A 23,022-nucleotide genomic window follows, 5' to 3' on the forward strand; every position below is an offset into this window, starting at 1 on the left:
ACCTAAAAACGACCCCACAATCCAGCCAGTTCAATTCGCTGGATTGTGAGGTCGTTTCCTGTATCAAGCTTTAGTTGAAAGAGTCACCGCAGGCACAGGAGCCGGCGGCATTTGGATTATCGATGGTAAACCCTTGCGACTCGATGGAGTCAGCAAAATCGATGGTTGCTCCGGTGAGGTAAGGAACGCTCATCTTATCGACGGCCAGCTTCACACCACTGATCACGTCGACTTTGTCTCCGTCGAGTTCACGGTCGTCGAAGTAGAGCTGGTAGCGCAGGCCAGCGCAGCCACCGGGTTGCACCGCAATGCGAAGATACAGATCGTCGCGGCCTTCCTGATCAAGCAAGGCTTTCGCTTTCGCAGCAGCAGCTTCGGTGAGGGTGACGCCTGTCTGTGTTTCGGGGGTTGTCATAGTTGAAACGCTATCTCCTTCGATTGGGATGTTTTTCCACCATGCACACTAGCAGCACCGCAAATCATTGAACGTGGGTCGCAGCAGTGTTTCAGGCGCAGCGGTTACTTCTTCTAACGCCACCAGCATAGTGATTTATTGCCTCCACGCTACTGTATATTGCCTTCGACAAGATAGGGCTGGCCCACCGATCTCCCCCACCGTGCAACTGTTCCTGTAGGTTGGCAGGCTGCCACGAGCCTTTTTGCGGATGCTGCTTTGCGACCGTGTGGATAGTTGCGCCGATTCACCGAGTTTCGTGGTTTTGTTGTATTGCTTTTAGCTGGTTCTGTAGCCTAAAGCGTGTGAAACTTCCGTGGAATAAGGACGAGACGTCAACGCCTGCTGCAACCGAGACACCGGTTGTGCAACCGCAGGAACAGCTACCGAAGGGCTACACCCCGAAGAAGGGGCGGCCGACCCCGAAACGTAACGAGGTCGAACTTGCCAAGGGTGTTCGGCATGCACCGGTTCGTCCTGCTGAGACTCCAGCGGAGGCACGAGCCCGGCGTAAAGAGCTGAAGGCTTCCATGTCTCGCGAAGAGTGGAAAGCGTTGAAGCGCCGGGAAAAGGACGAGCTGAAAAAAGCACAGCAACGTACCCGGGCGGCGATGGATCGCGGCGATGAACGATTCTTGCTCGAACGCGATAAGGGGCCGGCCAAGGCCTATATTCGCGACTGGGTTGATGCCCGCCGGTTCTTCTCCACATTGATGCTGCCCATTGCAGTGTTGTTGCTGGTGTTTATGATTGCGGGACAAAAATTCCCAGAGGTTGCTGCTTACTCGTCAATGTTCGGGTTGCTAGCAATGATCATTTTCGTGGTCGAAGGGATTTGGTTGGGACGCAAGTCTGCTTCGGAGGCTTTGGAGCACTACCCGGATACCCCGGAGACGAAAATGTCACTCGGTTTTTACGCCTATAGCCGGGCTAGCCAACCGCGACGTCTCCGTTCGCCGAAACCGCGGTTAGAAGTCGGGGGCGCTCCTGTAGCGCACTAACGTTTGCACCATAGTGGGGCAAATTTGGCGATTGCGAGGCCGGTGGGTGCGAGGAGTACCCGCCGGCCTGCGCTGTATTAATGGCAAGGAGCGGAACAATGTCGCGAATCCATCTTGTTTTAGGTGGTGCCCGGTCTGGGAAGTCGGCGTTTGCAGAGCGACTCATCCCCGACGATGCTGCTGCGGTAACCTATGTTGCTACTGCCCGACCGCTGGTTGACGATACTGAGTTTGCGGAACGAATTGCAGCGCATCAACAGCGACGGCCGAGCCAATGGCGGACTGTCGACGATGTTGATTTAAGTGAGGTCATGGCCGACCTGCCGGCAGGTGATGTGCTTGTCGATGATCTGGGAACATGGATGACCTATCAGTGTGACATCAACCACGCTTGGGATGGGGATGTTGCGGCAGTGCGGCACACTATTGATCAACTGGTGGCCCGTCTGGCGGACATAGCCGCTGACAGTCGGGATGATCTGCTGATTTTCGTCTCTCCCGAAGTGGGGTTGGCGATTATCCCGGAGCATCGTTCGGGCAGGATCCTGCGAGATTTGTTGGGAGAGCTCAATGCACGGATTGCCGCGGTTGCGGATCAAGTCGACCTAATTGTGGCGGGTTGTCAGTTATCGTTGAAGTCTTGATAGCGGTCTGCAAGATTGTTCACTCTTCACTACTCGACGCTTGCATAGGTGCTGTTTTCAGCCGGGCGGAGTATTGGAGCAAAGTTGTTGAAGTAAGGACGTCGGAGTCCGGTTGGAAGGAAGTGCATTCTGGTGGATGCGGCAACCCTGTTTCCCCGTATTGTCAGTCCTGATAGTGACGTGTTTGCCGAAGCACGTGCCTATCAAGATGCAATGACCAAACCGCGCGGCTGCTTGGGGCGATTGGAAGATATCGGGTGTTTTATTGCTGCCTGCCAGGGGCAGGTTCCGCCCCGCAGATTGACGCATCCGGCGATTGTGGTGTTCGCGGGCGATCACGGTGTTGCTGAGCAGGGGGTTTCCCCGTTTCCGACGAGTGTGTCGATCCATGTAGCAAACAACATTGTCAATGGGGATGCGGGGATTGCTATTTTCGGGGCGTCTGCGGGTGCCACAGTTCAAGTTGCAGATATCTCCCTTGATCATGATGTTGACGGCCCGTATCGGATTCGGCGGTCGTGTGGATCAATTGATCGCGAGGACGCTATGACGCTTGACGAGGCTGTTCGAGCGATTCAGGTGGGCCAGCGGTTGTGTAATGAGCAGGTTGATCGGGGGGCAGATATTTTGATTGCCGGTGAGATTGGGATTGGGAATACTACGCCATCGGCGGCGCTGATTGGGGTGTTGACAGCATCTGAGCCGGTGGCGGTGGTTGGCCGTGGTTCAGGGGTTGATGATGCTGGTTGGCAGCGAAAAACTGCATGTGTGCGCGATGCGATGTTCCGGGCGAGGAATGTGCGGCACAATATTGTTTCGCTGCTGGCTACGGTGAGTGGACCGGATATTGCGGCGATGGCAGGCTTTTTAGCGCAGGCGGCGGTGCGGCAGACGCCCGTGATCTTGGATGGGGTGATTACTGCGGCTGCAGCGTTGGCTGCTAATCGTCTGGCGCCCGGTGCCCGCCGCTGGTGGCTGGCTGGTCATCGCAGCGCTGAACCAGCGCAGACTCTCGCGCTGAAAGAGCTGGAGTTGGAGCCTATTGTCGAGTTGGGGATGCGCCTTGGGGAGGGTACGGGTGCGGCGATTGCGTTGCCGATTGTGAAGTCAGCAGTCGATGTGATGATTGATCTGCCAACGTTTGCACAGTCCGGTGTCGCTGAGCCGACTGTGTGATGTGCTGGCTACAAGTTCGGGTTTGCGGAAGCAACTGGATGGTCAGCGCTGCCCCACGGGGTTTGTGAGGTTGGCAGCTGCTAATCAGCTGCGGTACGGGAGGATGTGAGGGTTTTATGTCGGGCAAGGGTGGATCGAGTGGGGAGATTCGTCGCGACGCAGATGGTCGTGAACGTTTCGATGACCGTCCAGGCTTTGTTTGGGAGGGTTTCCGCACCATGATGTCGTGGGTGACGGTGGTACCGATGCCGGCGGCGAATCATCCCTTTGATCGCACTACGGGGCGCCGGGCAGTGTTTTTCTTGCCGGTGGTGGGGTTGTTGTTTGGCATCTTGGCGATGGTGATTGCTGCGGTCGGTGTGGTGTTGCAGCTCCCGCCGCTGCTGCCTGCTACAGGGATTGTGGCAGGGTGGCTGGTGGCGAACCGGATGATGCACTTGGATGGGTTGTGCGATGTGGGCGACGCACTGGGCAGTTTTGCGCCACCGGCGCGGGCACAACAGATTTTGGCAGATAAGGCAACTGGTGCTTTGGGTATGGGGGCTGCTGCAGTGGTGCTTGGTATTCAGGTTGCTGGTGTCTACACCGTGTTGTCGCTGCCGTTTCCGGCAGTTGCGGTGCTGTTGGTGGGGATGATTCCGGTGGCGGGAAGGATTGGTGGAATGCTGGTTACTGTCCGCCCTAATCAACCGTTTAATCCGCAAAGTTTTGGTGCTTTGATGATCGGCACTGTGCCGAAGCGGTGGGTTGCTGGCTGGGCGGTGTGTGTTGCAGTGGTGTGGGGACTGCTGCTGGCTGCTGTGGTGCCGGCGGCGGTGGATTCGCCGCTGGCGGCTACAGGGAATGTGTTGCAGGCGCTCACCCAATGGTTTGCGGTGATACCAGCAGCAGCGCTGCTGCTGTTGCTGCTGGTATCAGCCCGCTGGGTGCGGTATTTGTCTGCCGCATTTGACGGTCTCAACGGCGACTGTATCGGGGCGACGGTCGAGTTTGCAACGGCTAGCGCTGCAGTGTTTATTGCGTTGCTTGCCTATGCAGTGGCGACTGTCGGCGGGATTATTTGACCGCTGAAGCAAACTAGTGAGCTGCTCGGAGTGTGTGCATCCAGCCGTGAGTGTCGGCGACGCTGCCGCGCTGAATTCCGGTGAGGTGTTCCCGCAATGCCAGCGTGACTGCACCAGGGGTGCCGTCACCGATGGTGAAGTTGCCCTCAGAGCTTTTCACGGTGCCCACCGGGGTGATGACTGCTGCGGTGCCGCAGGCGAACACTTCCTTCAGACTGCCGTCAGCTGCACGCTCACGCCATTCGGCGACGCTGATGCGGCGCTGCGCGGTGGCATAGCCGAGATCTTCGGCGACTTGCAGCAGCGAGCGTCGGGTGACCCCGGGGAGGAGGGATCCGGAGAGTTCGGGGGTTTCAACGGTGAGATTGCCATCGCTGTCGGCAAAGACAAACATAAGATTCATCCCGCCCATCTCTTCAACATAGGCGTGTTCCAGCGCGTCAAGCCACACCACCTGGTCGCAGCCTTGTTCAGCGGCTTGGGCTTGTGCCAACAGCGATGCTGCATAATTGCCGGCAAATTTTGCCGCACCGGTGCCGCCTGGGCAGGCGCGAACATAGTCCTCGCACAGCCATACGCTCACCGGATTGATCCCACCGGCGAAATACGCCCCGGCCGGTGAAGCCAGCAGAATATAGGTGTAGCTCGCGGAAGGATGCACACCCAGTGTTGGTTCGGTGGCGATCATCACCGGCCGCAAATACAGTGACGCTTCCCCACCGGCGGCAGGAACGAAACGGTGATCAACAGCAACAAGTTCTTCCAATGATTGAAGGAACAGCTCGGTGGGTAAGGGTTGCATTGCCATGCGGCGGGCAGAATCTTGAAAACGTTGAGCATTAGCGGCAGGCCGGAAGGTGGCGATGGAACCATCCGGTTGACGGTACGCTTTCAATCCTTCAAAAATGGCTTGCCCATAATGGAAGACAGAAGCCGACGGCGGAAGCGATAATTCCGCATAGGGGGTAACTGTCGCATCATGCCACCCCTGCTCCGGGGTGTAGTCAATTCGCACCATGTGATCGGTGTAGTGCTTGCCGAACCCGGGGTTTGCCAAGATTGCATCAATTTCATCAGTGCTGCTGGCGGCAGGATGCGGTACATGTGAAAAAGATAGTTCGCTGCTCATAGCAGGTTACTGTAGTCGACTTCGCGCAGCTGCGGCAGGCAACCTGCCAAATCATCTCACCAGCTGGGAAGCAGGCCGATACGAGGTTGTTGCCGTAGACGCTATGGCGCGGTGTTGTGGAAACCTGCGATGTTGCCACTGGAAAGAGAGACGGCATGGGGGATGGAGGGCGTGCAGCTTGGGTGTGGTTGACCTACAGTGGCCTAGAGGATCTTTTGGTCTTGGGGCAGCAACCCCATCACTGGGTGAGGGATGCCTGCTGGCAGCCAGCTCACCGCTGGTGGGACAGTTGCCCCGCCTGTAACTAGTTTTCGACATCAACACGAGGTAGCTCAGTGTCTGTATTTTCTTCCGCTTCCCTTCCCACGCTTGGCGATATTCCCCAGGCACGCCTGGCCACTTCCCTACCGGGCGCGGATTATGCGCTCGTTGTTCCTATGTTTGCCACCTCTGATGGGTTGGAATTGTTGCTGTGGCCATCGCTGAGCGATGAGGCGTCCCACACCTTGCTCACCGCACTAGAGACGGTAAACGCAACCGGGAAACGTAACGAAATCCGAATCTTGCCACCGGTCAGCGGTATTACATCGAGTGCCATTATTGCAGTCGGCCTTGGTGACGGCGATGATGTGAGCGAGGATGTGCTGCGACAGGCTGCCGGTGTGGCAGCCCGAGCGGCGGCAACATTCCGCCGGGTTGCCTCCACGTTGTCCCTGGTCAATTTGACTGCCGCGGTGGAAGGCACCCTGCTGGGCAGCTACACCTATCGTGGCAAACGCGGCACGAAAACCGTCGACGAGCAGCAAGGTGTCGACACCCCTGCCAATGATCCGGCGGCAAGCCGGCTTGCCGAAGTGGTATTTCTGGTGCCGGCAGCAGGCAAGAAACGTCCCAGCAAGGCTGCTACCCGCGAATTCGAAACAGCATTAACCACCGCGCAGGCTGTGTGCTTCGCCCGTGACTTGGTCAACACCCCACCCCTGGAGCTGTACCCGGCAAGCTATGCAAACACTGTCGCAAAACTCGGCAAGCAAGCAGGTCTGACCGTCGAGGTGTACGACGAGCAGCGGTTAGCGCAGGAAGGATTCGGCGGTATTTTAGCTGTCGGCCAGGGTTCCTCCCGCGCCCCGCGACTGGTTCATCTGCGACATGAGCCGAAAAAACCTGTCAGCTCAGTGGCGCTGGTCGGCAAGGGCATTACCTTCGACACCGGCGGTATCTCGTTAAAGCGTGGCCCCGGCATGGAAAATATGACCTCGGATATGGCTGGTTCGGCTGCTGTTGTTGCCACAGTCATCGCCGCCGCTGAACTCAATCTGCCAGTTGTCGTTGACGCCTGGTTGCCGTTAGCTGAAAATATGCCCTCAGCAACCGCGCAACGCCCCGGTGATGTTATCCGTCACTATGGCGGGTTGACCTCCGAGATTCTCAACACCGACGCGGAAGGGCGCATCGTTTTAGGGGATGCCATTGCCCGCGCCTGCGAGGAACAGCCAGAGTTCCTCATCGAGACTGCCACGCTCACCGGGGCGCAACTCGTCGCACTCGGTACCCGCACAGCCGGGGTGATGGGGTCACCCACCCTGCGTGACAACGTCGCAAAGATTGGGACCGAAGTCGGCGAGCTTGCCTGGGCAATGCCCCTGCCCGAAGAAATCGTTGCCGGAGTCACCGGCAGCGACGTCGCCGATCTGCGCAACACCGGCACCTCGTCTTACGGTGGCATGATGGCCGCCGGCGCATATCTCCAAGCATTTGTCGCCGACGGAATTTCCTGGGCACACCTTGACGTCGCAGGTCCTGCCTACAACACCACTGGTGTCTACGGTTACAACCCGAAACGTGCCACCGGGCAACCAGTACGTACCCTTCTTGCCACCTTAGCGGCCATCGCCAACAATCCAGACGCGCTGCGCGATGCATCTGCTAACGGCGACCGCGCCGCAGCGAAAAAGCAGAAAAAGAGCACAAAAGCAAAGCGCAAAGCGCAGGCAAGTTCCAAGGCGAAAGCACAACGGGCAACTGCGGAGATTCACACCAAGTCGAAGAAAACCTCCAAGACGAAAACCGCAAAAGCTCCGCAGAAATCCAAAAAGGCCTCCAACAACAGCAACAAGTCCAAGCAAGGGAAAGGGAAGCGTTCCTAACTCCTACACTCGGACAGACTTCGCTGCGTAAATAAAGACCAGGCCCCCAACGGTTGCACCCACCCGGTGCAGGCAACCGTTGGGGGCTTCATCAACGACGACACAGTGGCAGCCAACGCCCGCACAACCGTCTCCCCACACACCCCCACTGGCTACCCCCGATCGATGATATGAATGCGCCCCCTGAGCGGCGGTGTCCCCTCCCCCACGCAATCCACCCATCGACCTAGCTATCAATTGGCGATTGGCCCTGTTCAAACCGTTTGCGACGCTCTTTTGCCTCGGCACGTTTCCGTAAAATCCGCTCCCGCTCCAAGCGTTCCCGCATACGCTGCGGATATCCTGTTTCTTCTACGTCATACACCGGAATTGCCAGCGTCGAAGCTACGACATCGATCCCCTTCGGGCCACCAATTGGGCGTCGAATAAATTCCCCACTGTGATCTACTAGCACCACCGACATCTCGTTGACCAGCGTTTCTGGCTCGATAAACCCTTCAATCCCAGCTCGTCCCTGCACCCACGCAACAAGGTCGGCAAGGTCATGTTCCCGCACCGTATCGCCCGGTGCACGCGGCGGCGTCAGCCCGCCTTTGTTCTTCTTGCCTTTGAAAAAATTCAACACAAGATCCCATTCTAGGTGTCATCCGGATAACCCTCGGAACCGGGCAGGTGCACACGCCGCGGGATAACAAGGTAGTGTTTTAACCTTGAGAAGAAAAAACCACACATCGCATCGATGGTGGAGTTGTCATTAAAGGAGTCGAGAAACACTATGGCGTTTTCCGTAGAGATGCCCGAACTGGGCGAATCCGTCACCGAGGGCACCATTACCCGCTGGTTGAAGGGCGTCGGCGACACCGTCGAAGCTGACGAACCGTTGCTGGAAGTCTCCACGGACAAAGTGGACACAGAGATTCCTTCCCCAGCATCGGGTGTAATCACCAAGATTATGGCCGAAGAAGACGACACCGTCGATGTGGGGTCGATCATTTGCGTTATCGGTGACGCCGATGAAGCCGATAGCAGCGATAGTGATAATGATTCGGCACCGGCACAAGATGACACCGCCGAAACGGCGGATGACACACCGGCTGCTGGCGGCGGGGATGCCACCGATGTGACCATGCCAGAACTCGGCGAATCCGTCACCGAAGGCACCATTACCCGCTGGTTGAAGAACGTCGGCGACACTGTTGAAGTTGACGAACCACTGCTGGAAGTCTCCACCGACAAAGTCGACACCGAAGTACCTTCCCCGGTAGCCGGCACCATCGTAGAGATCCTCGCCGACGAAGACGACACCGTCGACGTCGGTGCCGTGATCGTCCGCATCGGTGATCCAAACGCCGCACCAGCCAAGCAAGACAAGCCTGCCGAGGATACGGCGGCTGCCGCTTCCTCCCCTGCCCCGGAGTCGAAGGCGCCTGCGGACAAACCTGCCGCCGGCGGCGGGGATGCCACCGATGTGACCATGCCAGAACTCGGCGAATCCGTCACCGAAGGCACCATTACCCGCTGGTTGAAGAACGTCGGCGACACTGTTGAAGTTGACGAACCACTGCTGGAAGTCTCCACCGACAAAGTCGACACCGAAGTACCTTCCCCGGTAGCCGGCACCATCGTAGAGATCCTCGCCGACGAAGACGACACCGTCGACGTCGGTGCCGTGATCGTCCGCATCGGTGATCCAAACGCCGCACCAGCCAAGCAGGATGAGGCGGAAGTTCCCAGTGACGCGGCCATCGAAGAAGCCGCCAACAAGGAAGACAACGACACCGTCGAAGAAGCTAAGGAATCTGCAAGCAGCGAGCAGTCTGCCAAGCCGCAGGCAACTGCTGCACCTGCCAAGGCACAATCCGCTGAGCCAAAGAAGGATCAGCCCTATGTGACGCCGCTGGTTCGTAAGCTGGCCGATAAGCATGGCGTGGATCTTTCCACCATTGAAGGCACCGGCCTCGGTGGGCGTATCCGCAAGCAGGATGTGCTGGCCGCAGCTGAAGGCGGAACCGCACCTGCAGCATCTGCGAAAGCACCTGCTTCGCGTGCATCCACCAAGCGTGTCGATCCGAAGAAAGCGGAACTGCGCGGCACCACCCGCAAGGTCAACCGTATTCGGGAACTCACTGCGAAGAAGACGCTGGAATCGCTGCATTCGGCAGCACAGCTCACCCAGGTTCACGAAGTCGACATGACCCGGATTGCCGAGCTGCGCCGCGCCAAGAAGCAAGCCTTTATCGACAAGCATGGGGTGAACCTCACCTATCTGCCATTCTTTGCAAAGGCTATTGTCGAAGCGCTGGTAAGCCACCCGAATGTGAACGCTTCCTACAATGCCGAAACTAAGGAGATGACCTATCACGCAAAGGTCAACCTTGGCATTGCGGTGGACACCGAACAGGGTCTGCTCTCCCCTGTCATCCACGACGCGCAAGACATGTCCTTGCCGGAGCTTGCAAAGGCGATCGTCGACATTGCCGAGCGGGCACGGTCAATGAAACTCAAGCCGAACGATCTGTCTGGTGGCACGTTCACCATCACCAACATTGGTTCTGAAGGTGCGCTCACCGACACCCCGATTTTGGTGCCGCCACAAGCTGCCATGATCGGCACAGGCGCCATTGTGAAGCGCCCGGTGGTCATCACCGAAGATGGTGTCGACGCAATCGCCGTCCGCCAGATGGTGTATCTGCCGATGACCTACGATCACCAGTCGATTGACGGCGCGGATGCTGGCCGCTTTATGACCACAGTTCGCGACCGCCTCGAAACCGCCGACTTCGAGGCAGACCTGGAACTCTAATCCCAGCGAAGCCCTCAAAACGGTAGTTTTCCGAGGATCTGCGCCCCACATCGTGGAATTTCCCACGATGCGGGGCGCTTTTTCGGCCCCAGCGACTACCACGACTTCCTGGGGAGCAACACCAACTCGTGCGCACCGGGCAGCAACAGCTGTACACCCTGCTCAACCAAGCTCCCCCTGAACATGGCCATACCGATGGAGGATAAACCAACAACCATCAAACTGCGCACACCCGTAAAGGGGCAAAAGAGATAGTGCTAGAAATGGGAAAATTTCCCAGTACGAGGCCACTGTAGTGGTTACTTATCAGGAGTCATCAAATAGTGAACGGCTAACTTTGTTTTCATACGGAACTATTTTCTGTCCGCGAAACCCCACTATGTCGTCACTGCCGCTAAAATTCCACCTGTGAATATTGAACCCCCTACCCTCCCCAAACGGTCTCGCCGCGCCGAACAGATCATTGCTGTTGCCCGCGAACTTACCGAAGAGTTGGGCTGGGACAATCTCACGATGCGCATCCTGGCAGACAGCGTCGGCATCAAGGCACCATCGCTGTATAAACACACGGCGAACAAAGACGAACTCCGTGCCTTACTCACCATCGATTCCCTCCTCAACGTTGGCTATGCGATGTGGGCAACCGAACATGAAGATGGAACGTACCGCCTGCGGGATCTCCTGCTGACCTTCCGCCAGGCTGCTATTACCCATCCCGAACTGTATCGACTGGTGATGACCGGATCGTACTCTTGCGAAGCACTCCAATACGGTGAATGGCGGCAGCTCCTCAACGACACTTCGCGATGGTTAAACGTGCCGCTATCAAAAATTGCTCCGAATCGGGAGACCGCTTATTCGGTGTGGGCTGCCGCCTATGGCATTGCCACACTCGAAACCAACGGTTCGCTCTCCGGCCCCGAAGCGATGAAGGTGTGGGACAATCTCATCGCTATCTACGAACCGCATTTTGCCGCAGCAGCTCGTGCACGCGTCGAAAATCCCAATTTCACCGGCGATTATGAAACTGTCATCAATCCTCTCGAGGTGTCTGTTCGCCCTGTACTTGATGCACCACGGCCTATCAACCCTGACGACAATTCCATGATTGTGCGCAACTCGAGTCCGTTTGCGCTTCCCATCATCTAATCTTCAATCGGGTGCACAACCCAGGCTCCGCCCGGCTACCGAATACTGCCGGTAGAATCGGCGCTTATGCAAGCTCCTCGCGCCCCATTTACCGCTCCTGATCAACCGATTCGCGCCAACACCGACCATCCGGTGTCACGGGTCGACCTCGGTGTTATGGACTATCAGCAGGCCTGGGATTATCAGGCAGATCTCGCGGCCAAACGTGCCGCCGATACGATCGAAGATCAATATCTCATCGTGGAACATCCGTCGGTTTATACTGCCGGTACCCGAACCCAACCGAGTGATCGCCCCACCCAAGGCCCGGAATGTATTGATGTTGATCGCGGTGGCCGGATCACCTGGCATGGCCCAGGTCAGCTGGTGGTTTATCCGATCATTCAGCTTGCCACCCCTATTGATGTGGTTGACTATGTGCGGCGCGTGGAAGAGGCGCTCATTATCGCAGTGCGACAGCTTGGGCTTGCGAACGCCGGCAGAATTACCGGCCGTTCAGGTGTGTGGTTACCAGCAGACGAGCATCGTCCAGCACGGAAGATTGCTGCTTTAGGGATCCGTGTTACCGGTGGGGTGACCATGCACGGATTGTCACTGAATTGCAATAACACCTTGGAATTTTACGACTATATCGTTCCTTGCGGGATTTCAGATGCCGGTGTCACCACCTTGACGGACGAACTTGGGCGGGAGACTACCCCGCGGGAATGCGTCGACATTGTGTGTACTGCTCTTGATGATGCTCTTGCTGGGATCACCCCGGTCGCCGATCACACAATCGGCGAAGCTAGCGACCCCTGCGCCGGTACTCGAAAACGCTCGTAGCCACCATAACCGCCAGGTAACCACTGTTCAGACCGGTGAAGTGGGCGCCTTGGGGAAGTTTTAGTAGGGTGGGCTAGGTGAATGCACCTACCGAGCGCCGTCTGCTGCGTATTGAGCAACGAAACTCCGAAACCCCTATCGAGAAGAAACCTCGTTGGATTCGGACCACTGCGAAAACAGGCCCTGAGTTTCAGGATATGAAACAGCGGGTGCAAGCTAAATCGCTTCACACTGTTTGTCAGGAAGCCGGCTGCCCCAATCAGCACGAATGTTGGGAGTCGCGGGAAGCTACCTTCCTAATCGGTGGTTCGATGTGCTCTCGGCGTTGCGACTTTTGTCAGATCACCTCCGGCAAGCCTGATCCGTTGGATCGTGACGAGCCTCGTCGCGTCGCCGAATCGGTGGCTGAGATGAAACTCAACTATGCCACGATCACCGGCGTGACCCGTGACGATCTCCCAGACGAGGGTGCGTGGCTATACGCCGAGGTGGTGCGCGAGATTCACCGTCTCAATCCGCATACAGGAGTAGAGAATCTCACCCCTGACTTTTCTGGTAAGCCAGATCTTCTGCAGGAAGTATTTGAAGCCCGGCCGGAGGTGTTTGCGCACAACGTGGAAACGGTACCGCGCATTTTCAAAAAGATCCGGCCAGCGTTTCGCTACGAGCGGTCCTTGGATGTGATCCGGCAGGCTCGCGATTTTGGGCTGGTGACCAAGTCCAATCTCATCTTAGGGATGGGAGAAACCCCGGAGGAAGTCACCGAAGCTATGCAAGATCTGCACGATGCTGGCTGCGATATTTTGACTATTACACAATATTTGCGCCCAGGCCCGCTGTATCATCCCATCGAACGGTGGGTGAAACCTGAAGAGTTCGTCGACCATGCTAAAGCTGCGAAGGAAATCGGTTTCGCCGGTGTCATGTCTGGTCCGTTGGTTCGTTCCTCGTATCGGGCCGGTCGCCTGTATGCGCAAGCACTCGCTGCCCGTGGTGAACAGCTCCCAGAGAACTTGCAGCATTTAGCGGAAACCACGCAGGGCTCGACGGCACAAGAGGCCTCGACGTTGCTGAAAAAATATGGTTCGTCGGTCGATACCCCAGTCACCAGTTTTGCCGCCAGCCGAAACGCTTCCTCCTAATCTGTCTGGTTCTCGATGTCTTTTCGGCGCTGCAGTTAGCAACTGATGATCTTCAACCGTTATTGTTGGTGCCATGGCAAGTGACAAGAAGGCTGAGAAAGCCGCCGAGAAAGAAGCGAAGCGCGCTAAACGAGAAGCCACAAAACAGCGGTGGAAGCAAGTATGGGCTGCGTTCCAAATGCAGCGGAAGCAAGACAGCAAGCTGCTTCCGCTGATGCTGCTTGCCCTCGTTGGGGTGACATTGCTGTTTTGGCTGTTCGGCGTTTACGTGTGGGGCGGCTGGACTTTGGCCATCGCCGGGTTCATGTTCGGTATTCTCGCCGCACTGTGGATTTTCACTCGACGCCTGCAAAACACGGTCTATTCCCGTGCTGAGGGACAAGCCGGTGCCGCCGGTTGGGCTTTGGAAAACCTGAAGTCCGGGGTGGGGATCGTTTGGAAGGTCAGGCCGGCTGTGGAAGCAAACCCGCACATGGATGCGGTGCACCGAGTCGTTGGTAACTGTGGCATTGTGCTTGTTGGCGAAGGTGATCCCAATCGGGTGAAGTCCATGATGCGGCGACAACGGCAGCATTTGGGCAAAATCGCCCCGTCGGTGCCGATCTATGAAATGTTTGCCGGCGAAGGCGAAGGGCAGATTCCTATCAGGAAGCTGCAACGCGAATTGATGAAGCTGCCGCGGGAGATGAAAAAAGATCAGGCTTATGCGCTGGCGGCGAAAGTGGATTCGTTTGAGGCAACCCTGGGATCTGGCCGCATGCAGGGAATTCCGAAAGGGCCGCTGCCAAAGGGCGGGAACATGTCAGGAATGAACCGGCGTGCGCGTCGAACCCAGGCACGCAATAAGCGGGGCTAGATTTCGAGATGGGCTCCGACGAGAAGCCGTGGGTTTAATAACTTCACGTATTGTGCACAGCAGTGTTTGCTCCGCCGGGTAATAGTCAATTCTTCCTGTTTTCCGGTTGTGATCCACGGCTGTGCACTTTTGCTATTACTGCCCCCTGGGATGACGCTGGATAAGGTTGCTGTGGTGCTCTCCAAGGTGCGGCACTACCCCACCGGAAAACCTTGTGTATCGTGGCCTTGTCAGACATCAGGGTTGTTGGAGGATCTATGACCATATCTGTTTTTGATCTCATGCGGATCGGTATCGGCCCATCATCGTCGCATACGGTAGGTCCGATGCGCGCTGGTCTGGCGTTTGCGAATCATTTACATTCGATCTTGTCGCAGAGTCGCGATGCGGTAGGCCCGCTTGATCCGAGCACTCCCAAAGCTGCGCACGAAGGGGACACCCCTGATTTGTTGCGCCCCCAGTCGGACTCTGCAGTGGCAGGGAAAGTTGCTGGGGCTGTGTCTCGCCAGGTGGGGATCACTGTGATTTTGTATGGCTCGTTGGCTGCTACCGGGGTCGGCCATGGCACTTTGGGGGCGGTGCTTGCAGGGCTCGATGGGATCGATCCAGCGACTTGTGATCCTGACGACTATGAGCAGCGGCTGGAATCGATTCAAGCCACTAGGCAGATTTTCCTCGCCGGCGATGCTTCCTGCCCGGTTACTTGCGGGTTTGAAGATATTATTTTGCGGCCATTTGTGGTGCGGACGGTGCACACCAACGCGGTGACGTTTTCTGCCCTCCTGGCTGACGGTCGGGAGATCAGCGAAACCTATTATTCGATCGGCGGCGGTTTTATTCGCACTGCTGCAGAGGTGCCTACAGATCATTGTTTAACCGGCGACTGGTTGTATAGTTCCGGCGCCGAACTGGTGGCGCGTGCTGAACAGGCGGGGGTGAGCATCGCTGAGATTCAGCGGCGCTGCGAATTGTCACTTCGAGATGAGCAACGCATCAATTCCGAGCTGGACAATCTTGTTGCTGCCATGGAACAGTGCACCCGCCGTGGCCTGCAGAAGGAAGGGATTCTTCCAGGCGGGTTGATGGTGCGCCGGCGCGCGCCACAGTTTTATCAGCAGTTGGTTGCTGAAGATCCAAATATCACCCCTGAGTTTTCCGAGGATTGGGTGAATCTTGTAGCACTTGCAGTAAATGAGGAAAATGCTGCCGGTGGACGGGTTGTCACCGCACCGACCAATGGTGCTGCAGGCATTGTGCCCGCAGTGGGGTTTTATGTCCGTTATTTCACTCCCGCCGGTCGGAATAATCCACAAGCTGCGCTGCGGCAGTATTTGTTGGCTTGTGGCGCCATCGGTTCGTTGTATAAGGAGCGGGCTTCGATTTCTGGGGCAGAAGTTGGCTGCCAGGGTGAGGTCGGTTCTGCTGCGAGTATGGCCGCCGGCGGTCTCGCCGATGTGTTAGGCGGTAGCCCGAAACAGGTAGCTAATGCTGCAGAAATCGCTATGGAGCATTCCTTAGGGTTGACTTGTGACCCTATCGGCGGTTTGGTGCAGGTGCCCTGTATTGAGCGCAATGCGATCTCGGCGGGCAAGGCGATTAACGCTGCCCGGCTTGCGTTGCGGGGTGATGGGTCGCATCGGGTAAGTCTTGACGAGGTGATTGAGACAATGAAACGCACCGGTATGGATATGTCTGACCGCTATAAGGAAACAGCCGGTGGTGGTCTTGCCACAACTGTTGGCGCTATCACCGTGAACGTCCCCGAGTGCTAATCTAGCTTTCCACATCGTTTTTCTTTGTTGTGCCGCCTCGAATTGGAGCGTGTCCGCTATGTCTTCTCCGACCCCTACTCCCCCACCTAGTCCGCATTGGTGGCCGTTGATTGCGGGTGCCACCAGTGTTGCTGCACTCGGTTCTGGGGTGGCAATCGCTTTGAATGTATTGCGATTTTCCAGTGATTTCACCCTCACCGGCTGGGTGTGGCAGGTTGTCGCGATCGTGCTAGTGTGCGCCGGCTGCTACGAGGGTGCTGTGCATGGTCGGAGTCATTCACCGGCGGCCACGTTACGAACCGTTTTGGTGGGATGTTTAACCGGTGTGGCTGTAAGTTTCTTTGCTGTGGGCGTGCCGCGGCTGGCATGGATTCTTCTCGGATTGGGTATTGTCATCGCCTTTGTGTTGAGTTCTTCGCTACGGCTTTCTATCGACGAGTCACTCGGCTATCACAATGCCGTATAGCAGCACACCGATCCGATGCTGTGTCTGATTATTCTCAAGTAACTGCTCGGTGGTCAATGGCAGTGACGGCCGCGAACCTGGGTGTTTGCTCACAGGTTCGCGGCCGTTCACTGTTGACGTCACTGTTCCGATATTCGCCGAGTTATTGTTTGACTAGCCGAGGATTACTGCTGTTTTCGTGAGTCGATCGTGAATACCCCGCCCGTCGGAATCGACAATAATCGGGGGGAACAGCAAAATGGTGAGGAACGTGCGCACGAGTGCACGCCACAGTCCGACGCGTGCGTCACCGTCGTCAATTCGTGCCACTCCCATCCGCATGAGCGCCTGGCCAGGGGTGCGCGCCACCAGTGCAACGCTCACCGTGCCGATAACGACGAAACAGAGCGTTGTCCATTGGTTGATGTTGGCTATGGCCGAATTGTAGCGATCCACATCGAAGCTGCCGCTCAACAGTGCAAACAAGTTTTCACCACTGATGACTAGTGCGGCAAGCATGCTGATTATCCAGTCAATGGTGAGACCGCCGACACGTCGCATCACACTGGCTAATGCCCCCGCACCGGTTCGCGGCAGTCCGAGTTTCTCCCCGGGCCAGCGTGATGGTGCGTGTGGATCGTCGTCGCCGACTCCAGAAAGTTGCGGCCCGTTGAGCCAACTTGAACGCGGTGTTTCCATGGTGACCAACCTAGCCGAGCGTTAGCAGTTGCCCCAACTCTTTTTCCATAGCCACCAATGTGAGTTCTCATGCAACTGGTGGCGGGTGAGGGATGTGCAGCGTTGTGTGAAAAAGAAACCGCAGGTGTCCCCCCGTTGGAGGGTATCGCGGTGCTGTCGTACTGCAGCAAACCTCCCCATGCCGCAGCCTGGGAAAAGAATTATGGTCGAATGATAGAAATTCGGTAGATTGTTTCCCAAGGAGCTGTCACCTTACGTCTCACTTTGCAACAGCCTTTCCGCCATTACTGCCGTAAGAGCGGATTGTTATCGCTGAGCTTTGGCGACACTAGGTGGCACAAGCGCTTCTTCCACACCGACAAAATCGCATCGCACGTTCCCAACCATCGCACCGCGGTTCGCGCCGCAACTGACAACCCACCTTCATCAATGAGATATTGGTGTTGCTTGGCAGCCGGTTGGAAACGATCCTAGGAGTCACTGTGTCCATGCAATCCACCGAAGATGTTTTACAGTTTATTCGCGACAACGACGTCGAATTCATCGACATTCGATTCACCGATGTGCCCGGGATCGAACAACACTTCACCATTCCAGCTGCTTCTTTTGACGAGGACGCAGCCGAAGAAGGGTTAGCATTCGACGGCTCCTCGATTCGTGGCTTTATGAGCATTGACGAATCAGACATGAACCTCCTGCCGGACTTCGCCACTGCCAAGATTGATCCGTTCCGCAAAGCGAAGACTTTGAATATGAAGTTTTTCGTGCACGATCCGTTTACCCGGGAAGCGTTTTCGCGCGATCCTCGTAACGTGGCGCGCAAAGCGGAAGAATATTTGGCTTCCACTGGAATTGCAGATACTTGCTTCTTCGGTGCGGAAGCCGAATTTTATGTGTTTGACCAAGTTTCTTACGCCACCGAGGCACACAGTGGCCACTATAAAATCGATGCGGTGCAGGCCTGGTGGAATCGGGGTAATGACCACAACCTGGATGGTTCCCCTAACTTGGGCTATAAGAATCGGATGAAGGGCGCCTACTTCCCTGTCGCACCGTATGACCATGTGCAAGATCTGCGCGACGAAATGTGCCAAGTATTGCAGTCGTGTGGTTTTGAGCTGGAGCGGGCACACCACGAGGTGGGCTGTGGTGGCCAGCAGGAGATCAACTACAAGTTCAACACCCTGCTTCACGCGGCGGATGATCTGCAAAGTTTCAAATACATCATCAAGAATGTGGCGTTCCGCAACGGCAAATCGGTGACGTTCATGCCGAAGCCGCTGGCTGGCGATAATGGTTCGGGGATGCACGCGCACCAGTCGCTGTGGAAAGACGGTCAGCCACTGTTCCACGACGAAAGCGGCTACGCCGGTTTGTCGGATATGGCCCGCTACTATATTGGCGGTATTTTGCATCATGCGGGGGCAGTGTTGGCCTTCACGAATCCGACGTTGAACTCGTATCATCGTCTCGTTCCAGGGTTCGAAGCTCCAATCAACTTGGTGTATTCGCAGCGCAACCGTTCAGCAGCGGTGCGTATCCCGATCACCGGATCGAATCCGAAGGCGAAACGGATCGAATTTAGGGCTCCCGATCCTTCCGGTAACCCATATCTTGGTTTTGCGGCGATGATGCTTGCCGGCCTTGACGGGATTAAAAACCGTATCGAGCCGCATGCCCCAGTTGATAAGGATCTCTACGAATTACCACCGGAGGAAGCCGCAACTATTCCGCAGGCACCAACTTCGTTGGAGCAGTCGTTGCAGGCGCTTGCCGACGATCATGAATTCCTCACCGAGGGGGATGTGTTCACCGATGATCTCATCGACACGTATATCAAGCTGAAGTACGACAACGAAATCACACCGGTACGGCTCCGTCCGACACCGCAAGAATTCGAGCTCTACTACGACTGCTAGACGTAGTTTGCTTGCTTTGCGCCCACCGCCTCCGGCCGGTGGGCGCTTTTTGCTGCAGGTTCGCCTTGGTGCGGAGTTGGTGTCGTATTTTGCTGCCACACTCGTTGCTCTCGTCCTATGCTGGCAGTTGATACAACGTTGTAGTCCCCACGCAGGAAGGCGAACCGGTCATGGTTGATGCGAAAAAAATTATTCTCGACTGCGATCCTGGTCGTGACGATGCTGTCGCGTTGATGCTCGCGCATGCTGATCCCCGAGTAGAGCTTGTTGGGGTGAGTATTGTCGGCGGTAATCTGTCGCTTGAATCCTGCACGAATAATGCTCTTGACGTGTTGAAGTTGTTGGAGTCACCGGTGAAGGTGTTTCCTGGCTGTGACCGTCCGTTGCAGCGACCACTAGAGTGTGCGGAAAACTTTCACGCAAATGGGATTGAAGGACTCACTCACGATCCGACGTTGACCGCGGAATCCTCCCATGGCGTCGATTTCATTATTGACACGGTGCTACATGCCGATCCGGGCACCATCACGTTGGTGGCAACCGGACCGTTAACCAACTTGGCGACTGCTGTGCAACGATCCCCGGAGATTGTTTCCCGCGTGGCAGAGGTGGTGTTAATGGGTGGTGCGTACAACACCGGTAATTGCACGCCGGTGGCCGAGTTTAATATTCACACCGATCCAGAAGCCGCCGATGTAGTGTTCTCGCAGTCTTGGCCGGTAACAATGATCGGGCTTGATGTCACCCACCGCGCGTTGGTAACCACCGCAACCCAGTCAGCGATCGCAGCTATTCCCACCGCGACTGCGACCGTCGCCGATCAAATTTTGCAAGCCTATCGCCAGGCCTATAAGCAGTGGAGTGATTTTGATGATCCGCCATTGCATGATGTGTGTGCGGTGGCCTATGTTGCTGACCCAACGCTGTTTACGACAGCGCAGGCCCCGGTTCGGATCGAACTTGCTGGAACCTACACCGCGGGCATGACCGTGGTGGATTTCCGCGCGTTTCCGCAGTGGCCTGAACGGCACACGGTGGCGACTGGATGCGATGCGACGCGACTGTTTACCACGTTGCAAGAAGCCCTCGCCCGCTGCCCGTAGCTGGGATGGTGTTTTCCGCACCTGGGCAGGCCCGGGAAGCCGCAGCATTGTGCCAGCTCAGCAACCTTGCTGCAGCACTGTTGACAGGCGGAACCTGACGGCTTGAAGCGTTTTCCCCTACAGTGGGCAATATATCCGTGCGTCACTAGCTGTCGGCTCACCGTTGTTGCTACCGGATCAATGTTGGACGATTATGTCCCTCCCGGTGCGCGGGCGAGTCGGGGTTTGATGGTGATGTTCGTGCGGATGTTGTTGTCAACACATTGATATAGGAGTGTTCATGGAAGATCTCTACACAGTAAGTGCAATTGCTACCGGTGGCGGCCGTGACGGTCATGTTGCTTCCTCCGACGGCCAGGTTGATCTCGATGTCCGTCCACCGCAGGAACTTGGTGGCCAGGGCAATGCTGCAAACCCGGAGTCGCTGTTTGCTGCAGCCTATGCAACCTGCTTCCACGGTGCTTTGAAGCTGGTCGCAAACAGTGAAGGTATCGACGCGACCGGCTCGAAGGTGCGCGCTGTTGTGACGTTAGGCAAGGATGAGGGCGGCTTCCAGTTGGCGGCGAAGATCAATGTCGTTATCGCCAATCTGGATGTGGCAACGGTGCAAAAACTCGCCGAGCAGGCCCACGAAGTTTGCCCGTATTCTAAGGCCACTCGCAACAATATCGATGTCGAAATCGTTGCAGTTGAATCCTTCGACGAATAAGCGGTGCATGACCACCGGTGTAGTGTTGCCGGCGATACGCATCGGGTAGCACGATTGCGCTAACACGTGATTTACCAACCCACCACCTGCCCCACAGGATCTGCTTTGGGGCAGGTGGTGTTGTCGTTGTTCCTGTTGCCCCGCTAGCGCTGTGCCGCGCCTTGGGTCTATTCTTTGCCGAAAATAGGTCTAAGTACTTGATGCAACCATGCTTGCGGGCGCTGCGAAACACGCTTCACCACAGGCGACAGCATGAGGCAGTGAGGGGATTATCAGTATCGCGCAATGTGATCCGCACCCCGACGTACCCCCATCTGCTATCTGTGCGCAGTACCGCTGCAGCACACTTGTTGGGAAACGTTGCGCTTCACAGTCCGCCCCGGAGACACCACCCCAGTGCCTGAACCGTACTGCGTGGGCGCACTGGAGGCTTGCAGCAACTTCGACTCCGAAGCAGATGAGTTCACCGCAGGATAGCTACAGCCACAGCCAGCACGTCAAGAGAGAGTCGTCGATGCTGCTGCTTACGATCCAGGTTTGCTCTTGTGGCCATCGCGCGCTGCAGATCCGTTGACCTTCCGCAGTAGGGGTTTGCCGATCTCGAGCACCCAAACGGCAATCCATGCTTCCTATAATTCGCATGAACTGCCAATCCTGGTGAAGGCGGTATGCACCCAGCCGGTGCATCGTTGATCAATGTGTAGCAACTACCGCTGGCCGAAGAGACTGCAAAGTTTTGACTCCCCTACCGCTGCGGGTTTGCAGCGCCGGATGGTGTGGTCGGCCAGTGATTAATCCTGAGGTTTCTCATCGTTCTCGGGTCGGATCGCATCCCACACTCCGCCCCAGGAGGGGCGTCCATCAGCTTGCCCGGTTCGTGGATGATGATCTTCGGATCGACGGGCATGACGGCCGTAATCATTCGCCGAAGAGTCAGCAATGTCGGATGCTTCACTATGTTCGCCGCGATCTGCTGCTGAATCATCACTTGCCTGGCAAGCTGTCGTGTCGCGCGGCGCCTGTGGTTCATCGACAAGATCCGCCGGGTTGTCTGGCACGATTACGGCATCCTCAACCGTACTGTCAGCAGTTCGTTTCATATCCGGGGTGCTGTTGGTGGTTCCTAAATTCCGCAACGAGGCAAGGAATTGTTCGCCGATATCGCCGAAGGTTTTCTGCGGGGTGTCACCAAATGCACGCCGGGCAAGATCATCGACCAGACCAGTGAAATCATTCACCCGGTCGGCATGCTGCTGGGCTGCATCTTTTACCCGCTCCCCCAACGATGCTGACTGGTCGATCCAATCACGAAGCACACTATCCGAAACGGAGTCCGACTCACGGCGAGCAGTGTCATCGTGTTCGGTGCGCCGATTGCTTTCGTCGTTATTTGCAGGTTGCTGCGCTGGCCGAGGATGTTGTTGTTCCGCTGCGCTGCGAGAAGCTGGTCTAGCAGTTCGATCGCTTGCAGAATATTGCCTGACCTGATCTTCTAGGTCATCAAAGAGTTGACCAAGGCGGACTTTCGCACGTCTTGTTGTTTCATTAGCAGTTTTGTCGAATACTGCCTGCAGAAGCGGATTGGTGTTGGTGCTGGGGGCACTATTCGGGTGGTTCCCGGGCGTGTATTCAACCACAACGCGAAGCTCGTCGTCGTGGTGGGTGATGTTGTGCACTGTTGCGTGAGGTAACTGCCGCACAGTATCTGCCACGTCGGTGATCTCTTGGAAACTCGGTGGGTTATGGAACGCAAATACCAGTGTGCAACGCACGATGTTCATCAACTCTTTTCTGCAATGTTGTTGGTCAATCGAGTTTTGGAGCGGGTCGGGAAGCCACGACTGCAGCGCAGGGGCAGCTCAGTTCCGCGCCGCCAGCAGTCGTGTATCAAAGGAGCAAGCGGCGTATCTTGATAACGGCTAACACAAGAAAATGATTCCTTGCAGGCGGAGAGCCTGCGGCCGGGGAAACACAGCGTCGGTGCC

General features: G+C 56.6%; 20 protein-coding genes. 15 read left to right on the forward strand and 5 right to left on the reverse strand.

What is annotated here, in order from left to right; genetic code table 11:
- Positions 1 to 70 precede the first annotated feature (70 nt).
- Positions 71 to 415: a HesB/IscA family protein gene (locus tag CCHOA_RS07170; RefSeq protein WP_123928795.1), complete on the reverse strand. Its 345-nt coding sequence runs from the start codon at positions 413 to 415 to the stop codon at positions 71 to 73.
- A gap of 344 nt (positions 416 to 759) precedes the next feature.
- Between CCHOA_RS07170 and CCHOA_RS07175 the strand changes: the two genes are divergently transcribed.
- The 4 genes from CCHOA_RS07175 (at position 760) to CCHOA_RS07190 (ending at position 4,339) form a co-directional block, all read left to right on the forward strand.
- Entirely contained in the window at positions 760 to 1,455 is a 696-nt protein-coding gene (locus tag CCHOA_RS07175) for a DUF3043 domain-containing protein (protein WP_123928798.1), read from the forward strand.
- Positions 1,456 to 1,553: 98 nt separating this feature from the next.
- Positions 1,554 to 2,099, forward strand: a complete 546-nt coding sequence (locus tag CCHOA_RS07180; RefSeq protein WP_123928801.1) for a bifunctional adenosylcobinamide kinase/adenosylcobinamide-phosphate guanylyltransferase — start codon at positions 1,554 to 1,556, stop codon at positions 2,097 to 2,099.
- A 132-nt stretch (positions 2,100 to 2,231) separates the two neighbouring features.
- Positions 2,232 to 3,275: a nicotinate-nucleotide--dimethylbenzimidazole phosphoribosyltransferase gene (gene cobT / locus CCHOA_RS07185; RefSeq protein WP_123928804.1), complete on the forward strand. Its 1,044-nt coding sequence runs from the start codon at positions 2,232 to 2,234 to the stop codon at positions 3,273 to 3,275.
- A gap of 116 nt (positions 3,276 to 3,391) precedes the next feature.
- Positions 3,392 to 4,339 (forward strand): adenosylcobinamide-GDP ribazoletransferase, encoded by a 948-nt coding sequence (locus tag CCHOA_RS07190; protein ID WP_123928807.1) that lies wholly within the window; start codon positions 3,392 to 3,394, stop codon positions 4,337 to 4,339.
- 13 nt (positions 4,340 to 4,352) lie between these two features.
- Here the strand turns inward: CCHOA_RS07190 and CCHOA_RS07195 are convergent, their stop codons facing one another.
- Entirely contained in the window at positions 4,353 to 5,468 is a 1,116-nt protein-coding gene (locus tag CCHOA_RS07195; protein ID WP_123928810.1) for a branched-chain amino acid aminotransferase, read from the reverse strand.
- Positions 5,469 to 5,803: 335 nt separating this feature from the next.
- Between CCHOA_RS07195 and CCHOA_RS07200 the strand changes: the two genes are divergently transcribed.
- Complete coding sequence (locus CCHOA_RS07200; protein WP_245992105.1) at positions 5,804 to 7,615, forward strand: leucyl aminopeptidase; 1,812 nt, start codon at positions 5,804 to 5,806, stop codon at positions 7,613 to 7,615.
- 226 nt (positions 7,616 to 7,841) lie between these two features.
- Here the strand turns inward: CCHOA_RS07200 and CCHOA_RS07205 are convergent, their stop codons facing one another.
- Positions 7,842 to 8,240: an oxidoreductase gene (locus CCHOA_RS07205; protein ID WP_123928814.1), complete on the reverse strand. Its 399-nt coding sequence runs from the start codon at positions 8,238 to 8,240 to the stop codon at positions 7,842 to 7,844.
- A gap of 114 nt (positions 8,241 to 8,354) precedes the next feature.
- Here CCHOA_RS07205 and sucB point away from each other — a divergent pair, with 114 nt between their 5' ends.
- From sucB to CCHOA_RS07240, 7 genes are all read left to right on the forward strand, one after another.
- Positions 8,355 to 10,418, forward strand: a complete 2,064-nt coding sequence (sucB, locus tag CCHOA_RS07210; RefSeq protein WP_425453743.1) for a 2-oxoglutarate dehydrogenase, E2 component, dihydrolipoamide succinyltransferase — start codon at positions 8,355 to 8,357, stop codon at positions 10,416 to 10,418.
- Between the two features lie 408 nt (positions 10,419 to 10,826).
- Positions 10,827 to 11,567, forward strand: a complete 741-nt coding sequence (locus CCHOA_RS07215; RefSeq protein ID WP_164472418.1) for a TetR/AcrR family transcriptional regulator — start codon at positions 10,827 to 10,829, stop codon at positions 11,565 to 11,567.
- 66 nt (positions 11,568 to 11,633) lie between these two features.
- Positions 11,634 to 12,392 (forward strand): lipoyl(octanoyl) transferase LipB, encoded by a 759-nt coding sequence (gene lipB, locus CCHOA_RS07220; protein WP_123928824.1) that lies wholly within the window; start codon positions 11,634 to 11,636, stop codon positions 12,390 to 12,392.
- 77 nt (positions 12,393 to 12,469) lie between these two features.
- Positions 12,470 to 13,534, forward strand: coding sequence for a lipoyl synthase (lipA, locus tag CCHOA_RS07225; protein ID WP_123928827.1), 1,065 nt, complete (start codon positions 12,470 to 12,472; stop codon positions 13,532 to 13,534).
- A gap of 73 nt (positions 13,535 to 13,607) precedes the next feature.
- Positions 13,608 to 14,390, forward strand: a complete 783-nt coding sequence (locus CCHOA_RS07230; protein ID WP_123928830.1) for a DUF4191 domain-containing protein — start codon at positions 13,608 to 13,610, stop codon at positions 14,388 to 14,390.
- A gap of 257 nt (positions 14,391 to 14,647) precedes the next feature.
- Positions 14,648 to 16,162: an L-serine ammonia-lyase gene (locus tag CCHOA_RS07235; RefSeq protein ID WP_123928832.1), complete on the forward strand. Its 1,515-nt coding sequence runs from the start codon at positions 14,648 to 14,650 to the stop codon at positions 16,160 to 16,162.
- 58 nt (positions 16,163 to 16,220) lie between these two features.
- The gene (locus CCHOA_RS07240) at positions 16,221 to 16,628 is read left to right on the forward strand and encodes a hypothetical protein (protein WP_123928835.1); all 408 of its coding nucleotides are present in this window, start codon (positions 16,221 to 16,223) and stop codon (positions 16,626 to 16,628) included.
- A gap of 153 nt (positions 16,629 to 16,781) precedes the next feature.
- Here the strand turns inward: CCHOA_RS07240 and CCHOA_RS07245 are convergent, their stop codons facing one another.
- On the reverse strand, positions 16,782 to 17,306 hold the full coding sequence (locus CCHOA_RS07245) for an RDD family protein (protein ID WP_123928838.1): 525 nt from the start codon (positions 17,304 to 17,306) through the stop codon (positions 16,782 to 16,784).
- Positions 17,307 to 17,794: 488 nt separating this feature from the next.
- Here CCHOA_RS07245 and glnA point away from each other — a divergent pair, with 488 nt between their 5' ends.
- The 3 genes from glnA (at position 17,795) to CCHOA_RS07260 (ending at position 21,037) form a co-directional block, all read left to right on the forward strand.
- Positions 17,795 to 19,225 (forward strand): type I glutamate--ammonia ligase, encoded by a 1,431-nt coding sequence (gene glnA, locus CCHOA_RS07250; protein WP_377739999.1) that lies wholly within the window; start codon positions 17,795 to 17,797, stop codon positions 19,223 to 19,225.
- Between the two features lie 170 nt (positions 19,226 to 19,395).
- Entirely contained in the window at positions 19,396 to 20,328 is a 933-nt protein-coding gene (locus CCHOA_RS07255; RefSeq protein WP_123928844.1) for a nucleoside hydrolase, read from the forward strand.
- Positions 20,329 to 20,608: 280 nt separating this feature from the next.
- On the forward strand, positions 20,609 to 21,037 hold the full coding sequence (locus CCHOA_RS07260) for an organic hydroperoxide resistance protein (RefSeq protein ID WP_123928847.1): 429 nt from the start codon (positions 20,609 to 20,611) through the stop codon (positions 21,035 to 21,037).
- Between the two features lie 791 nt (positions 21,038 to 21,828).
- Here the strand turns inward: CCHOA_RS07260 and CCHOA_RS07265 are convergent.
- Entirely contained in the window at positions 21,829 to 22,818 is a 990-nt protein-coding gene (locus CCHOA_RS07265) for a hypothetical protein (RefSeq protein WP_123928850.1), read from the reverse strand.
- Between the last annotated feature and the right edge of the window lie 204 nt (positions 22,819 to 23,022).

It is taken from the genome of Corynebacterium choanae (assembly GCF_003813965.1).
Taxonomy (GTDB): Bacteria; Actinomycetota; Actinomycetes; order Mycobacteriales; family Mycobacteriaceae; genus Corynebacterium; species Corynebacterium choanae.

What these genes read in the sequence shown, in the direction of transcription:
- CCHOA_RS07170 (WP_123928795.1), bottom strand. Translation starts at nt 415, where the DNA reads ATGACAACCCCCGAAACACAGACAGGCGTCACCCTCACCGAAGCTGCT.
- CCHOA_RS07180 (WP_123928801.1), top strand. Translation starts at nt 1,554, where the DNA reads ATGTCGCGAATCCATCTTGTTTTAGGTGGTGCCCGGTCTGGGAAGTCG.
- CCHOA_RS07190 (WP_123928807.1), top strand. Translation starts at nt 3,392, where the DNA reads ATGTCGGGCAAGGGTGGATCGAGTGGGGAGATTCGTCGCGACGCAGAT.
- CCHOA_RS07195 (WP_123928810.1), bottom strand. Translation starts at nt 5,468, where the DNA reads ATGAGCAGCGAACTATCTTTTTCACATGTACCGCATCCTGCCGCCAGC.
- sucB (WP_425453743.1), top strand. Translation starts at nt 8,355, where the DNA reads ATGGTGGAGTTGTCATTAAAGGAGTCGAGAAACACTATGGCGTTTTCC.
- lipB (WP_123928824.1), top strand. Translation starts at nt 11,634, where the DNA reads ATGCAAGCTCCTCGCGCCCCATTTACCGCTCCTGATCAACCGATTCGC.
- CCHOA_RS07230 (WP_123928830.1), top strand. Translation starts at nt 13,608, where the DNA reads ATGGCAAGTGACAAGAAGGCTGAGAAAGCCGCCGAGAAAGAAGCGAAG.
- CCHOA_RS07235 (WP_123928832.1), top strand. Translation starts at nt 14,648, where the DNA reads ATGACCATATCTGTTTTTGATCTCATGCGGATCGGTATCGGCCCATCA.
- CCHOA_RS07240 (WP_123928835.1), top strand. Translation starts at nt 16,221, where the DNA reads ATGTCTTCTCCGACCCCTACTCCCCCACCTAGTCCGCATTGGTGGCCG.
- CCHOA_RS07245 (WP_123928838.1), bottom strand. Translation starts at nt 17,306, where the DNA reads ATGGAAACACCGCGTTCAAGTTGGCTCAACGGGCCGCAACTTTCTGGA.
- glnA (WP_377739999.1), top strand. Translation starts at nt 17,795, where the DNA reads ATGCAATCCACCGAAGATGTTTTACAGTTTATTCGCGACAACGACGTC.
- CCHOA_RS07255 (WP_123928844.1), top strand. Translation starts at nt 19,396, where the DNA reads ATGGTTGATGCGAAAAAAATTATTCTCGACTGCGATCCTGGTCGTGAC.
- CCHOA_RS07260 (WP_123928847.1), top strand. Translation starts at nt 20,609, where the DNA reads ATGGAAGATCTCTACACAGTAAGTGCAATTGCTACCGGTGGCGGCCGT.
- CCHOA_RS07265 (WP_123928850.1), bottom strand. Translation starts at nt 22,818, where the DNA reads ATGAACATCGTGCGTTGCACACTGGTATTTGCGTTCCATAACCCACCG.